The sequence below is a fragment of the Nostocoides australiense Ben110 genome, from assembly GCF_001050535.1.
GTDB lineage: Bacteria > Actinomycetota > Actinomycetes > Actinomycetales > Dermatophilaceae > Nostocoides_A > Nostocoides_A australiense.
In genome coordinates, this window is the sequence record NZ_HG764815.1 from 672273 (window position 1) to 686240 (window position 13968).

Below are 13968 nucleotides of genomic sequence, written 5' to 3' on the forward strand. Positions count from 1 at the left end.
CAGGTCGCCGATGTCGACATCGGCGGTCGCTGGCTGACCGTGCACGGCAAGGGCGGCAAGGACCGCCGGGTCCCCCTCGACCGGGACGTCGCCGCCGTGCTGAACGCGTACTTGCTGACCGAGCGCCCGGACAGCGACGCGTCTGCGTTGTTCCTCGTCGCGAAGGGCCCCACGACGGGGCGGCCGCTGACCCCGGCCGGGTTGCGGACCATCTTCCGTTACCACCGGGCCACCTCCGGCGTCCCGGCCGGGGCACCGCACGCGCTGCGGCACACGTTCGGGACCGCGCTGGCCGAGGCCGGGGTGGACCTGGCCGTGATGCAGGCGCTGCTCGGGCACGCGCATGTCGACACCACGGCCCGTTACATCCACTTCGCCCCGACCCACGTGAAAGCCGAATACGATGCCGCGCGCAGCCGTCAACGCCAAAACCGTTGAGCCTCGGCACGAGCCACCTGCCGAGGTACTCGCCGCGTACCACGCCCACCAGGCGCGGACCGGGCGAGGCAACACCGCGTTCACGTACTGGGCCAAGACGTTCCTGCGGCGATGGCCGGTGGTGCGCGCCTGGGAGCACGAGCCGCTGGCGGTGCAGCTGACCGCGAACAGCGGCACCCGCCCGTTCATCACGTTCCTGCTCGTCACCGGACGGCTCCACCCGAGCTGGGAGTACCTGGTGCACCGCAAGTTCTCCTCGATCTGGCGCGACGTGCCCGGCACCGTCATCGGGCAGGACCTCGCGGCGTTCATCACCGCCGCCCGCGGCTGCGGGTACAGCCAGCGGGTCGCCTCGGCGATGGCCTCCCAGGTGATCGCCCGGGTGCTGTTCGCCACCGGCAAACGCCTGACCGACCTGGTCCACGACGACTTCGACGCCCTCGCGGTCGCCGGCCTCGCACGGCAGGCCGCGACCGGGCGCACCTGGAAGCACTACCGGGCCACCGCCACCGGCGCCAAGACCGTGCTGTACCACCACGGTGTGCTGCCTGCGCTGCCCGAGCCGTTCGAGCAGCGCTGGCCCTTCGCCCGGCGCCTGGCACACGTGCCGGAGCCGATGCACGCCATCCTGGTGCGCTACCTGCAGCACAAGTCCGTCACCTGCCGTCCCGCCACCGTCTCCTCGCTGGCCACCAGGCTGGCAGCGTTCGGCGCCTACCTCGCCGGGACCGACCCGGACGCGACCCCCGCGACGCTCGACCGGTGCCAGCACATCGAACCCTGGCTGGCCAGCCTGACCACCGCGGCGAACACCAAGGCCGGCGGGACCCTGTCCGTCCCGGAGCAGGCACGACGGATCCTGGCCGTCGCGAACTTCCTGACCGAGATCACCGAGTGGGGCTGGCCCGAGGCACCCACCCGGCGGCTGATGTTCCCCTCCGACAACCCGCGACTGCCCCAACCCCTACCGAGGTTCCTGCCACCAGACGCCGACCGACGCCTCACCGAGGCCCTCGAGGCCTCCCCGCACCGGCTCGCCGCCGACGCGCTGCTACTGCAACGCGCCTGCGGCCTGCGGATCGGGGAACTGCTCGACCTTGAGCTTGACGCCGTCATCGACCTACCCGGCTCCGGGTCCTGGCTCAAGGTGCCCCTGGGCAAGCTCGACACCGAACGGATGGTCCCCATCGACGCCCAGATCCTCGCGCTGATCGACCGGATCACCGCCGCACGCAGCCCCGGACGGCCGATCCCACACCCACGCACCGGACGGCCCGCGGACTTCCTGTTCACCGCGCACGGCCACCGCATCGGACAGAACCGGCTGCGCAAGGAGCTCGACCGCGCCGCGAAGAGCGCCGGCATCGGGCACGTCACCCCTCATCAGCTCCGACACACCTACGCCACCGCCCTGGTCAACGCCGGCGTCTCGTTGCAAGCACTGATGGCCATCCTCGGACACGTGTCAGCCGAAATGAGCCTGCGTTACGGGCACCTGTTCGACACCACCGTCCGTGCCGAGTACGAGCGCGCGCTGGAGCTGGCCAAGCAGACCATCGGCGCCCTGCCCACCCCGAGCGAGCCGACCTCGAGCGCAGGCGACGACTGGCGCACCACCGCGACCGTCAAAACCGCCCTCGCCGGCGGCTACTGCCTACGCGCCCCCGCCCAAGGCCCGTGCAGCTACGCGAACATCTGCGAACACTGCCCCAGCTTCCACACCACCACCACCTACCTGCCCGTGCTGACCGCGCAACGCGACGACGCAGCCGCCCTCGCCGCAGACGCCACCACCCGCGGCTGGGACGCCGAGACCGAACGACACCTCCGACTCATCCACCGCCTCACCGCCCTGATCGACGACACCGCGACACACCCGACCGCCATGTGAGGCAAACAACGAAAAGGGCCGAACCGGAAAGAAATCCGCTGCGATTAGCCGGTTAATCCTACGACAACGCCCTGGCCGAGACAGTCAACGGCTACTACAAGGCCGAGCTAATCCGCGGGCCAACCCGCGCACGGCCGTGGCGCACCGTCGAGGACGTCGAACTGGCCACCCTCGGATGGGTCGACTGGCACAACCACCGACGACTGCACGGCTACCTCGGCGACGTCCCGCCGACGGAGTTCGAGAGGACGTTCTACGATACCCAGCAGGGCACGAAGGCCCTGGCCGAAATCAAATGACCAGAGCCTCCATCGGACCCAGGGCGGTTCACGGAACCTTCACCGAACGCCAATGGATCCTTAGCCCCGCCTTGACCGCGGCCCGCAACCATTGAGGGAGTCATCGCCGCGAATGTGGCGACATCGGGCGCCCGAGGACCTGGGGCGCCGAGGGCAGGACTGGGGTCGGTCCGCGAGCGCGCGTCCGACCCGGACAGGGGGAACTGATGCTTGCTGCCGTGGCTATCACGACGGACGTCGCGTTGGTGTCGGCGACCCTCGATGTGCTCAGTGACATCGCTGACGCGACCGAGAGCGCGTTCTCCGAGCGCCTCGAGGACCCCCACCGTCCCACCGGGTGCGCGGAGGCCGTGTCGCCACCGACGACGCCCGGCCGTCCCACCTACCGGCGCGCCCTGGCACTCGCTTCGCGGTACCTCACCCGGACCCTGAAGGACCGCTCGGTGGCGCTGATCCGGGCGGACACCGCCCTGGAGGCCGCGTGGCGCTTCGCCGCTGCCGACTTCGGGGGGAACCTCGACCTGGTGCTGGTCGTTGGCACTCTTCCGGCCGGAGACCGCGCAGACACCTGGGGCGACGACCTGGCGAGGGTGACGGGCGCGGGCAACGCTCAGCGACCGTCCGGTCGGACGTTCCCCGCCGCGATGCTCTACGTGCCGTCGGCCGACGCGCTGGATGGGCCACGGATCATGGGGCGGCACGCCACCCGGGTCATGCCGACGGACCCGTGGCTCCTGCGGACAGAGCTGCTGATGGCGATCACCGATCACGTCCAGAACACGCTCCTCAACCCCCTCAATCGCGGGGCCGCCGCCCACACCAGTCTCGGTGCGGCCCTCGCGCGGACGATGCGGCAACTAGGCCCGCTGGGATGGGGGTTCCACTACTACACCGGGTCGATGGTCTCGAGCCTCATCGAGGACGTGGAGGAGTTCGCCGGGACCACCGGAGGCCAGGTCCTTCGGGGGGCCAACGAGTGCGCCCTCGCTGCCGGCGCCCTCGCTCGTTGGCAGCTCATGAAGCAGCCCTACCTCATCGTGGTCACGAGCGCGATGGTCGACGAGTTCAAGGGTGCGCTGGCGAATCTGCGTGATGCTGGCGCACCGGGGCTCATCGTCTGCGGCGAAGCCGACCCCGGTCAGTGGTTGCCCTTCCAAGGCACCGTCCACGACCACGAGGACGGTCGCGCAGTCCTCAGAGCCCGCGGCATCGCCCACATCTTCATGGACGAGCCCGCACGGATCGCGAGTGATCTTGAGGCTGCGCTCGGACTCCTTCGTCACACAGAAGGACCCGTCGTCCTCCTCGCGACCCAGCGCGTGCTGGAGGATCTCGCCACGGGCGACCGGCGACCGGACCTGACGGCCACCGCAACGCTCCCGGCCCAGCTGACGACCGCGGGGCCAGCCCTGGACCCTGCCTCCGTCGAGACCGTCATGCGTCTCATCAACACCGATCCGGCCACGTTGCTCTGGCAGTGCGGGGACCTCGACGCTCAAGAGCGCAAGCTCGTCGTCGAGATCGCCGAGGCTGCTGGGATCGCCTTGGCGGACTCACTGACGAGACCGGGCACTGTCAGCGCGTTCGTCGACGGGGCCCCGGTCTCGACCTATGTGGGGCCGATGGGCATCTATGGGTTCTCCGATGTGGCGCACCGGCTGCTGCACCGGCAGGGGCGACTGCGCCCCCGCGGCTCGCAGGTCCTGTTCTTCCTCAAGAGCCGCGCTGCGCAGGCGATGACGCCCCTGTCGGAGGCAGGCCTGAACCACAAGGTGACCGTGGTCCAGCTCACGCGTAGGGCTGACCACATCGCACCGTTCACCGACATCCCCCTGGTGTGCGACCTCGAGGAGTTCCTCGAAGTCGTGCACGCGCGGCTCGATGTCGCGCCGCAGGTCGTCGCAGCGCGGCGCGCCGCTATCGAGGAGGCACGGCGCTCCCGACCAGTGCTCGCGGAAGAGGTGCCCACCTCGCCGATGAGCCCGAACTACTTCTTCGCCTCGCTCGCCACCCTGCTCGAGACCTTGATCGTCTCCCGGGGCTATCGGTACACCGGCGTCTTCGACGTCGGTCGTGGCGGTGCGGCCGCCGTCCGCCACCTGCCGCGCACCGGCCCCGGGTTCTCGGGCTGGTACGGGAGAGCGTCGATGGGCGACGCCTACCAGGCGCTCCCGGCGATCACTGCCTCCACCGACGAGCCGGTCCTCGCCTTCATCGGGGATGGTGCCCGTGCCATCGGTCCGGACATCACCGAGGTCCTGGTCGAGCAGGCGATGCGGGGGCACATGAGGTGCCCCAACCTGTCCATCTTCACCCTCAACAACGGGGGGCACTCGATCATCGGCACCTACCAGGAGACCCGCCGGTTGCGGCCGGTCGGGCGGCAGATGGGCATCCCGAACCTGGCCGCCCCCGCAGGCGACCGCGACCTCGGCCGTCTCCGGGTGCGCGGCCGACAGCTGTGGACCTTCGACGGCGCCGAGCTCACGCACGGGCTCACCGCACGTGGGGTCGTGAACGAGTACACGATTCCGCTGGACCACAACAGCACGGGCGACGGCATGAGCCTGATGACGACCCTCGGCTGGCAGAACTCCGAGCTACCGGCCCTGGCGTACCGGGTCGCGCAGGCAGGAGCGGTCCGATGAAGTTCGGCTTCCTCGCCCACCCCACCTCCGTGGGGCTCCGCAACCACACGAAGCTGGTCGATCTCGTTGGCCGACTCGCCGAGGAGAGCCGCCATGGCGTGGCGTCGGCATGGGGGGCGCAGCCGACTGTTCCGTTCGTCGAGTTCTCTCAGATCCGGTCCGCGACTGGCGCTACCTGCGAGGGGACGATCCACTACCTGCCGCGCACAGCAGAGGAGGTTCTGGGCGATGTCGCCGGAAGCCTCGACGCGGTCCGCGCCGGGGTCCGTCGTCTCCATCAGGTAGGTGCTGAGATCGTCGGCCTCGGGGGGGCTACCTCCATCATCGGCGGGCGGGGGGTGCGCACGGCCGCCGACGCTCCCGTCCCGGTGACCAGTGGCAACTCGCTGACCGCCTACGCCGCTATCGAGGCTCTGCGCCAGTGCCTTGAGGTTCTCGACATCTCTCCGGGCTCCGAACCCATCGCCATCGTCGGATACCCCGGCTCGATCGGGCTGGCGGTGGCTCAGCTGCTTCTCCGAGACGGTCACCGCCTGGCCCTTGTTCATCGAGAGACATCCTCCCCAGACAGGCTCCGTTCGCACCTGCCTGCGGATCTGGCCGATCGGGCGACCCTGCACAGCGGCCTTGAGGACGTCTATCGCACCAGCCGCCTGTACGTCTCCGCGACGTCCTCCGGAGGGGTGATCGACCCTCATGCCCTCCGGCCCGGGTCAGTCGTGGTCGACGTAGCTCTCCCGAGGGATGTGCTCAGTGATGGAGACCGCGCGGACATCGTGGTGATCGACGGCGGATTCGTCTCAGCGGGTGACGGCGTCGAACTCGGCGGGGCGTTCGCCGGGCTGGTGCCGGGCAACCAGATCAATGCGTGCGTCGCCGAGACGATGCTCCTGGCGCTGGAGCACCGGGCCGAGTCCTTCTCCATCGGACGTGAACTCGCACCCGAGGGCGTGCTCGAGATCGGGGGCATAGCCGCTCGGCATGGCTTCGCCGCCACTCCCCTCACCTCATTCGGAAAGCCGGTGGACGCCCATCGGATCGGCCAGGTCCGCCCACGGCATCCTCGCGGGTCGTCGCCGGACCTGCGCCAGACCACCCGCGACCGGTTCTCCGCCCACGTGAACCCACTGATGGCTCGTTTCATGGAGAGCAACCACATCGACCGCGTCTTCACCCACGGCCAGGGGTCGACCCTCACGGACACGCAGGGCCGAAGCTACCTCGACTTCGTCGCGGCCTACGGCGCCCTGAACCTGGGCCACAACCACCCGAGGATCGTCGAGGCGGTGTCGAAGCACCTCTCCTCCGGGGCGCCGTCCTTGGTTCAGTACGTGTCGATGCCCGTGGAGACCTCAGAGCTCGCTGAGCGCCTGAGCGACCTGAGCCCGGTCGGCCCGGCCGTGACCTTCTTCAGCAACTCCGGCGCCGAAGCCGTCGAGGCGGCGCTGAAGGTCGCCAGGGTCGCCACCGGCACATCGACGGTCGGCTACACGACGAACAGCTACCACGGCAAGACACTCGGCGCTCTCTCGGTCACCGGTTCGGCGCGGGCGCGGCAGGGTGTCGGGCCGCTGGTCCCGGGCGCGCACCCCGTGCCTTTCGGCGACGTCGCCGCGCTCACACGGCTCCTCGACGAGCACTCCATCGGGGCCTTCATCGTCGAGCCTGTCCAAGGTGAGGGCGGGGTGATCGTTCCGCCTGAGGCCTACCTCAAGGACGTCTCCGCCCTGTGCCGTTCCCGAGGAGTGGTCCTGATCGTCGACGAGATCCAGACCGGCCTCGGCCGCACCGGCTCCATGTTCGCGTCGGCACGTGAGGGCGTGACACCAGACATCGTGTGCCTGTCCAAGTCGTTGTCCGGCGGTCTGACCCCCATCGGAGCCACCGTGTGTCGACGCGATCTGTGGCAGGAGGCGTTCGGGTCGACCGAGCGCCTCGGACTGCACAGCTCCACCTTCGGCGGCAACAACCTCGCTGCGGTGTCCGGACTGGCTGCCCTCGACGCGACGATCGAGGAAGACCTAGCCGCACGAGCACACCAGGTCGGCACCGTCCTGCGCTCCGGCCTGCGGGAGATCGCCGAACACCACGCCTTCATCGCAGACGTCCGAGGGGTCGGGATGATGAACGCGGTCGAGTTCGACTTCTCCTTCGCCGGAGCCCTCGAGGCAACGTTCGCCGAGGTGCTTCGTCGAACGCCAGGCGACCTCGGACGGCTCGGCCCCCTGCTGTCCGCACGCCTGAACGCAGATCTCTCGGCCGTTGGCCAGGAGGTCGAGAGGACCCTCGGGAATCTGCTGGTGATGCGCGTGGTGACGAAGCTGTCGGACGAGCACCGCATCCTGACCTTCTTGTCGGCGAACCACAACAACGTCATGCGCATCCAGCCACCACTGGTCCTCACCACCGAGGAGGCCCGGCGGTTCGTCGCGGCCTTCGCCGCGGTCTGCGACGACCTGGCTGACTTCTGAGGAGTGACCATGACCAAGACCCACCCGCACCGCAATGGAGCCGACATCCTGATCCTCGGCGCCACCGGGAGCGTCGGCGGCAGCATCACCCGTTCCCTCTCGGGTTCGTGCCCCAACCAGATCCACGTCGGCGGCCGTGACGCCCGTGAGGTGACCGCACTGGCCCGAAGCCTCGGACACTGCGCGCACCCGGTCCACGTCGACATCACCGATGACGCCGCGCTGCGAGCCGCACTCACCGGGAAGAGCGTCGTCATCAACACCAGCTCGGTCGGGTTCCCCACCGTCCTGGCCGCGGCGATCGAGGCTGGGGCCCACTACGTCGATGTCAGCGCCGACCTCGAGGCGTGGGGGCGGATGCTCCCGCTGCATCAGAAAGCACTCGACGCCGGGGTGACCGCCGTCCTGGGTGCCGGCCTCATACCCGGCCTCTCGAACGTCCTCGCTGCTGCCGCCGCCCGGGACGTGGGGACGGTGAGCGCCATCCGCACCGGGGTGCACCTCGACGTCCGCGATCCCCACGGACCTGGCGCGTTGGAGTACATGCTCGCGGCGTTCGACGACGTACACCCTCCGGCCGGGCACGACGGTGCTGGGAGGTTCAGGACGTTCGAGAGACGTGCGGACATCGAGTTCCCCGGTCGGATCGGACGCCGTCGCAGCTATTCGTTCCCGTTCCCGGGCCAGTTCCACTACTCGCGGACCCTGGGCGTGGCGCGCGCGTCCACTTATCTCTCCCTCGGCCCTGGGATTCTGGCCGGCCTCGGTCACCTGGCCGCGGTGGCAGGGCTTGCCCCGCTCCTCGCTCGTCCCGGACTGTCCAGAGCCGTCCACCGCTGGCAGGAACGCCTCGGGCGACCCGCCGAAGCCCGACCGCGGCCCTACGCGCTCGTCGTCGATGCGCATGGAACCGAGGGCCGCGCCCGATGGAGCGCCTCCGGGACCGGGGAGAGCCGGGCGACCGCGCGGATCGCCACATGGTTCGCGACGCGCATCCTCGGTGGGCACATCGCCTCCGGAGTCCTCCTGCCCGAGCAGACCGGGGCTTCTGAGGCACTCCTGACCCACCTCAGCCTCGATCCGGGCGCCGTCCGGATCGACCGTCAGATCGATGTGTCGTCATCACGACAGGAGGCAGCGCGATGGACCAGCCAAGAATGACCGTGACCGAGATCCTCGTTGACCAGATGGGCATGTCAGCTGAGCAAGTCGTCCCCGAGGCCGACCTGCGCTCGGACCTGGGCCTTGACTCCCTCGACACCCTTGAGCTCCTGACGGTGCTCGAGGAGCAGATGGGAATCTCGATCTCGGAAGAGGTCGTCCGCCAGTGGACGACAGTGCAGGACGTCCTCGACTTCGCTGCCGCGACGCCGGCGCCGGCCGGCAGCGGTTCAGCGTGACCGGGATAGCCATCACCGGCGTCGGGCCGGTGACCCCGATCGGGGTCGGCTCCGTCGAGTTCCAGGAGGCCTGGGTCGCCGGACGCAGCGGCATCGCTCAGATCACCCGGTTCGATGCCTCCGACCTGGCCGTCACCATCGCGGGCGAGGTCGACATCGACCCGACCGACTGGTTGTCGCGTCGGGACCTCGCCACCGTCGATCGCTTCACCGTGCTCGCGTTCGCCGCCGCATCTCTCGCCATCGAGGACAGCGGCTTCCTCAGGTCCGGGCAAGACACGGACCGGGTCGGCGTCTTTCTCGCTACTGGCGGTGCAGGACTCAGCACCTGGGAAGAGACGACCGAGACCCTGTGGACGAAGGGACCCCAACACATCGGCCCGAGGGTCATCCCCAAGTCCATGGCGAACAACGCTGCCGCGTTCATGTCGATGAAGTTCGGCCTGCGCGGGCCGAGCGTCACCACAGTCAGCGCCTGCGCCTCCGGCTCGGACGCGATCGTCGCCGCCGCCCACTCGTTGGGCGCCGGCGAGTGCGACGTGGCGGTGGTCGGTGGCGCAGAGGCCCCGGTGACCCCGGCAACGGTCTCGGGGTTTGCCCAGATGAGGGCACTGTCGAGGCGCAACGACTCCCCGGTCCAAGCGTGCCGTCCGTTCGATGTGGACCGGGACGGGTTCGTCATCGGGGAAGGGGCCGGGGTCATGGTCCTCGAGCGCGAGGACATCGCCGCCGCGCGCGGTGCCCGTGTGTACGCCCGGCTCATCGGCCATGGCCGAGCGTCCGACGCCTATCACGTGACGGCGCCGCACCCCGAAGGTGGCGGCGCTGCCCTCGCCATGCGGCGGGCCCTCGCCTCGGCGAACCTTCAGCCCACGGATGTGGACTATGTCAACGCGCACGGCACCGGCACTGTGCTCAACGACTCCTCCGAGGCGCAGGCCCTCCACCAGGTCTTCGGGGCCGGGGGCGCCAGGGTGACTGTGAGCTCGACCAAGGGGCACACCGGCCACCTCATCGGGGCGGCCGGAGCGGTCGAAGCCATCGTGTGCGCGCAGGTCTTCGACGTCGACCTGCTTCCCAGCACGGCCAACCTGACCCACCCGGATCCCGCATTCAACCTCGACCTGGTCGCGCTCCACGCCCGTCCCGCGCACCCGCAGACGGTCATGTCGACGTCGAACGCCTTCGGAGGACACAACGTCGCTGTGCTCCTCGGCCGACCTGAGGTGGCGTGAGGACATGCTCACACTCGCTGCCCGGTGGTCCTGCCGCCGGCCCTGGCTGGTCATAGCTGCGTGGACGGCACTGTTCCTGATCGCCCTGGTCGGCGCCGCGCGGATCGGAGACGTCCTCACCGGATCCCTCGGCCGACCGGACCCCACGAGTGACAGCGCCCAGGTGGCGCGGATCGCCGACGTCGTTCCGGGCCGTTCGGGACAGCAGCTCCTCGTCGTCATCGAGAACACAGACTCTGACGCCTTTCGAGAGGACCAGGACACCTACGTACAACGACTCGGCGCGCGCCTCGACGCAGTTCCTGGTGTCTCCTCGGTCGTCGACGCAGCCGACGCGTTGCGCGGGGAACCTGGCTTCGCCGACCCGGGCGGGCTACGCATCCTGTCGGTCTCGCTGAGCAGCAGCGACTCCGAGGAAGCCATGGACATGGTCGAGCCGGTCCGAGCGGCGACCTCGGAGATCGACCGGCCCGCCGGGACCCGCGTCGACGTGACCGGTGGGCCGGCCGTCAACCACGACATCGTTGCCACGGGTGAACAGGACACTCGCCGCGCAGAGCTCCTCGCTCTACCCCTCACGGCGGTCGCCCTCGTGCTCGCGTTCGGCGCCTTCGGCGCCGTCCTCGTGCCCCTTCTCGTAGGAGCACTCAGCGTCGTCGTCGCGCTCGGTGCGCTCTACTTCCTGCACGACACGACCGGCCTGTTCCTCAATGTCTTCTCTCAGACCATCGCCAGCATGATGGGCCTCGCCGTCGGGATCGACTACTCGCTCATCATGGTGACGAGGTTCCGTGAGAACCTCGGGGCACGCCGGGATCCCGCCTTGGCCGCGCACGGCACGGTCCTTACCGCAGGACGAACAGTCGTCTACAGCGGGCTCACCGTCGCGATCTCCATGGCGGCGCTCCTGGTTCCCGACTCCCTCCTGCTTCGCTCCCTGGGGATCACGGGCATCCTCACCGTCGGGACCGCAGTCCTCTTGTCCGTCACCCTCGTCCCCGCGATCCTCACGCTGGCGGGCGAGCGCATCAATGCACCGCAGTGGCTCAGCCGCCCGATGCTTCGCCGCGTGGACGCCCGCGTCCGGTTCTGGGAGCGCTTCGCCCGGAGGGTGATGCGTCGGCCCGTCCTTGGCGCACTCTGCCTCGGCGTGCTCCTCACCGTCCTCGCCCTGCCCATGCTCGCCATGCAGGTCGGGACCCCCGGCGCCGAAGTGCTCCCAGAACGCGCCGAGTCCCGACAGGGAGCCGAGAGTCTGCAACGCGCTGGCATGGCCGGCGCGACCTCTCCCCTCGACGTCGCTGTCGACACAGGTCGCGAGGGTGGCTTCTACGACCCGCAAGCAGTGATCGCTGTCGATGAGCTCACCCGGGAGATCCTTCAGATCGACGGTGTCGGAGCGGTTGTCGGCCCGACGACCGGACCGGAGTCGATCCAAACAGCTGACTACGCCGCTGTGTACTCCACCGGCGAAGCCGCGAGGTACTCAGAGCTGGGCGCCCTCGCGAACCAGACGGTCGCCACCGGTGGTCGGCACGTCGTCCTCGTGGTCTTCCCTGACGCACTACCGACGACCGAGAGCACCCGTGCGCTCACCGAGGCGATCCGCGCCAAGGCCGCCGACCTCGGTGGGGGGCCCTTGTCCAGCGTCCTTGTCGGCGGACAGGCTCAGGAAGCACTCGAGCTCTTCGATGACGCATGGTCCGGCTTCCCCGTGGCCATAGGTGTGACGCTCGTGGCGTCCTTCCTGCTCCTCGCCGCCGCGTTGCGCAGCCTCCTGCTGCCCTTGAAGGCCGTCCTGCTCAACCTCACATCGGTCCTGGCGAGCTTCGGGATCCTGGTCATGGTCTTCCAGTGGGGATGGCTGGGCGAATTCTTCGCACCCACCACGTTCGGCGCCACCACCCAGCTCGACTTCCTCGTACCGATCCTGCTTTTCGCGGTGGTCTTCGGGCTATCCATGGACTACGAGCTGTTCCTGATGACTCGGATCCAGGAGTTCCACCATGGCGGAGCGAACACCGAGGATGCGACAGCACGAGCACTCGGCCGCACAGCACCACTGATCACCTGGGCCGCGGCCATCATGATCTCCGTCTTCGCCGCCTTCGTGCTCGTCCCAACGCCCTACATGAAGCAGCTAGGCCTCCCCCTCGCGGTCAGCATCGCGATCGACGCAACCCTCGTACGCATGGTGCTGGTCCCGGCCTTCATGAAGCTCGCCGGCGAGTGGAACTGGTGGATGCCGAGCTGGCTCACCCGCGCACTGCCGCGGTTGCCAGACGAACACGGCGGGACCGAGATGCCTTTGGGCGCCACGCCGCCCATCCCTCCAAACGGCCGACACGTAGATGCTGGCGCCCCATAGGCCGAAGGCGCGCGGAGATGCAGGTCGCCCCGCACAGGGCCACGTTGGTACAAAGCCACCCACGCAGGTTGGCGAGTCGAAGCGCCGTCTGACCTGCGAAAACACTGTCGGGATGACAGGATTTGAACCTGCGAGCCTTGACCCCAGGCTTCGTAGCCGGGCTTGGGAACCGCCAACAGGGAACTTATACCCAGGCCAGGCGTCCTTTCACGTCCCAGCACATCCACCTTTGCCCACGTCGTGGTGGCCTAATTAGGCTGTGACTTTGGCAGTCACGTTGGACCCCATGACCTGGAGGTGGATCGTGGCACGCGAGCGACGCGAACGCGGCGACGGCACCATCTTCTACCGCAAGAGCCGCAAGCGGTGGGCAGCCCAGGTGGACCTCGGCGTCGACGCCGCCGGCGCTCGCGTGCGCCCAACTGTCTATGGTGCCACGCGTGAGGAGGTAAGAACCAAGCTCGAAGAACTTCGCAACGCCCACCGGAAAGGCGCGGACCTAACCGCCCGCGGCACCACATTCGATGAGATCGCCACCGCCTGGCTTCAGCGTGACGTAGGCGAGCGCGTGAGCGAGTCCACGCGATCGAACTACGAGACACTCCTGCGCGGCCGGATTTCGCACGCCATCGGCCAAGACCGTGTCGTGGACCTGCGCACCGAAGACGTCGAGGACATGCTCCTTGAGATGCGGGACCTCGGCCTGTCAGCCCGGTACATGCGCCTCACCCTCAATCTCACCAGCCGCGTGCTCGACTACGCGATGCGGCGCGACGTCATCCTTCGCAACGTCGCCGATCGGGTTCGTGCACCTGCTGGACTGAACCGCCCTGGGTTTGTTGGAGGCTCGTGACCTTGGAAACGAGGATGGAGCCATGCCGAAGGAACAGACGCCTGCGAAGCCGCAGACGCGGCGCTACAGCCCGCAGGAGAAGGCAGCGGCGGTCCGGATGGTCCGAACGCTGCGAGCAGAGCTGGGGTCCGAGCACGGGACGGTCCAGCGGGTCGCGTCCCAGCTGGGCTACGGGACCGAGTCGGTGCGTCAGTGGGTCAAGCAGGCCGACATCGACGACGGCCACGCACCCGGGGTCAGCACGAGCGAGGCGACGCGGATCCGTGAGCTCGAGCAGGAGAACCGCGAGCTCAAGCGCGCGAACGAGATCTTGAAGCGGGCGGCTTGATATGCAGGTGATCGGCGCGTCGGTTCCGGGCTTCCGG

Annotated in this window: 9 protein-coding genes and 2 pseudogenes; all 11 read left to right on the top strand. The window is 68.9% G+C overall.

Annotated features, from left to right (window positions below):
• Positions 1 to 438, top strand: a 438-nt coding sequence (locus BN11_RS03185; protein WP_048700701.1) for a tyrosine-type recombinase/integrase, incomplete at its 5' end; no start/stop codon positions are given.
• On the top strand, positions 404 to 2329 hold the full coding sequence (locus BN11_RS03190) for a tyrosine-type recombinase/integrase (protein WP_048694384.1): 1926 nt from the start codon (positions 404 to 406) through the stop codon (positions 2327 to 2329). The genes BN11_RS03185 and BN11_RS03190, both read left to right, overlap by 35 nt.
• 56 nt (positions 2330 to 2385) lie before the next feature.
• Positions 2386 to 2628: pseudogene (locus BN11_RS21625) on the top strand (integrase core domain-containing protein); the annotation flags it as partial.
• Between the two features lie 218 nt (positions 2629 to 2846).
• Positions 2847 to 5276, top strand: a complete 2430-nt coding sequence (locus tag BN11_RS03195; protein WP_048694386.1) for a thiamine pyrophosphate-dependent enzyme — start codon at positions 2847 to 2849, stop codon at positions 5274 to 5276.
• Positions 5273 to 7747, top strand: a complete 2475-nt coding sequence (locus BN11_RS03200) for an aminotransferase class III-fold pyridoxal phosphate-dependent enzyme (RefSeq protein ID WP_048694389.1) — start codon at positions 5273 to 5275, stop codon at positions 7745 to 7747. The genes BN11_RS03195 and BN11_RS03200 overlap by 4 nt, the downstream gene beginning before the upstream one ends.
• A 9-nt stretch (positions 7748 to 7756) precedes the next feature.
• On the top strand, positions 7757 to 8908 hold the full coding sequence (locus BN11_RS03205; protein WP_157043953.1) for a saccharopine dehydrogenase family protein: 1152 nt from the start codon (positions 7757 to 7759) through the stop codon (positions 8906 to 8908).
• 2 nt (positions 8909 to 8910) lie between these two features.
• Entirely contained in the window at positions 8911 to 9147 is a 237-nt protein-coding gene (locus BN11_RS03210; RefSeq protein ID WP_201329205.1) for an acyl carrier protein, read from the top strand.
• Positions 9144 to 10382, top strand: coding sequence for a beta-ketoacyl-[acyl-carrier-protein] synthase family protein (locus tag BN11_RS03215; protein WP_048694400.1), 1239 nt, complete (start codon positions 9144 to 9146; stop codon positions 10380 to 10382). The genes BN11_RS03210 and BN11_RS03215 overlap by 4 nt, the downstream gene beginning before the upstream one ends.
• A 4-nt stretch (positions 10383 to 10386) precedes the next feature.
• Positions 10387 to 12750: an MMPL family transporter gene (locus tag BN11_RS03220; protein ID WP_048694403.1), complete on the top strand. Its 2364-nt coding sequence runs from the start codon at positions 10387 to 10389 to the stop codon at positions 12748 to 12750.
• Positions 12751 to 13036: 286 nt separating this feature from the next.
• Positions 13037 to 13603 carry a phage integrase central domain-containing protein gene (locus tag BN11_RS03225; RefSeq protein WP_048694406.1) on the top strand — a complete coding sequence of 189 codons (567 nt, stop codon included), beginning with the start codon at positions 13037 to 13039 and terminating at the stop codon, positions 13601 to 13603.
• A gap of 22 nt (positions 13604 to 13625) precedes the next feature.
• Positions 13626 to 13928: pseudogene (locus BN11_RS03230) on the top strand (transposase); the annotation flags it as partial.
• Positions 13929 to 13968 lie beyond the last annotated feature (40 nt).

Coding starts and splice junctions, on each gene's coding strand:
- BN11_RS03225 (WP_048694406.1), top strand. CDS start 13,037: ATGACCTGGAGGTGGATCGTGGCACGCGAGCGACGCGAACGCGGCGAC.
- BN11_RS03190 (WP_048694384.1), top strand. CDS start 404: ATGCCGCGCGCAGCCGTCAACGCCAAAACCGTTGAGCCTCGGCACGAG.
- BN11_RS03200 (WP_048694389.1), top strand. CDS start 5,273: ATGAAGTTCGGCTTCCTCGCCCACCCCACCTCCGTGGGGCTCCGCAAC.
- BN11_RS03205 (WP_157043953.1), top strand. CDS start 7,757: ATGACCAAGACCCACCCGCACCGCAATGGAGCCGACATCCTGATCCTC.
- BN11_RS03220 (WP_048694403.1), top strand. CDS start 10,387: ATGCTCACACTCGCTGCCCGGTGGTCCTGCCGCCGGCCCTGGCTGGTC.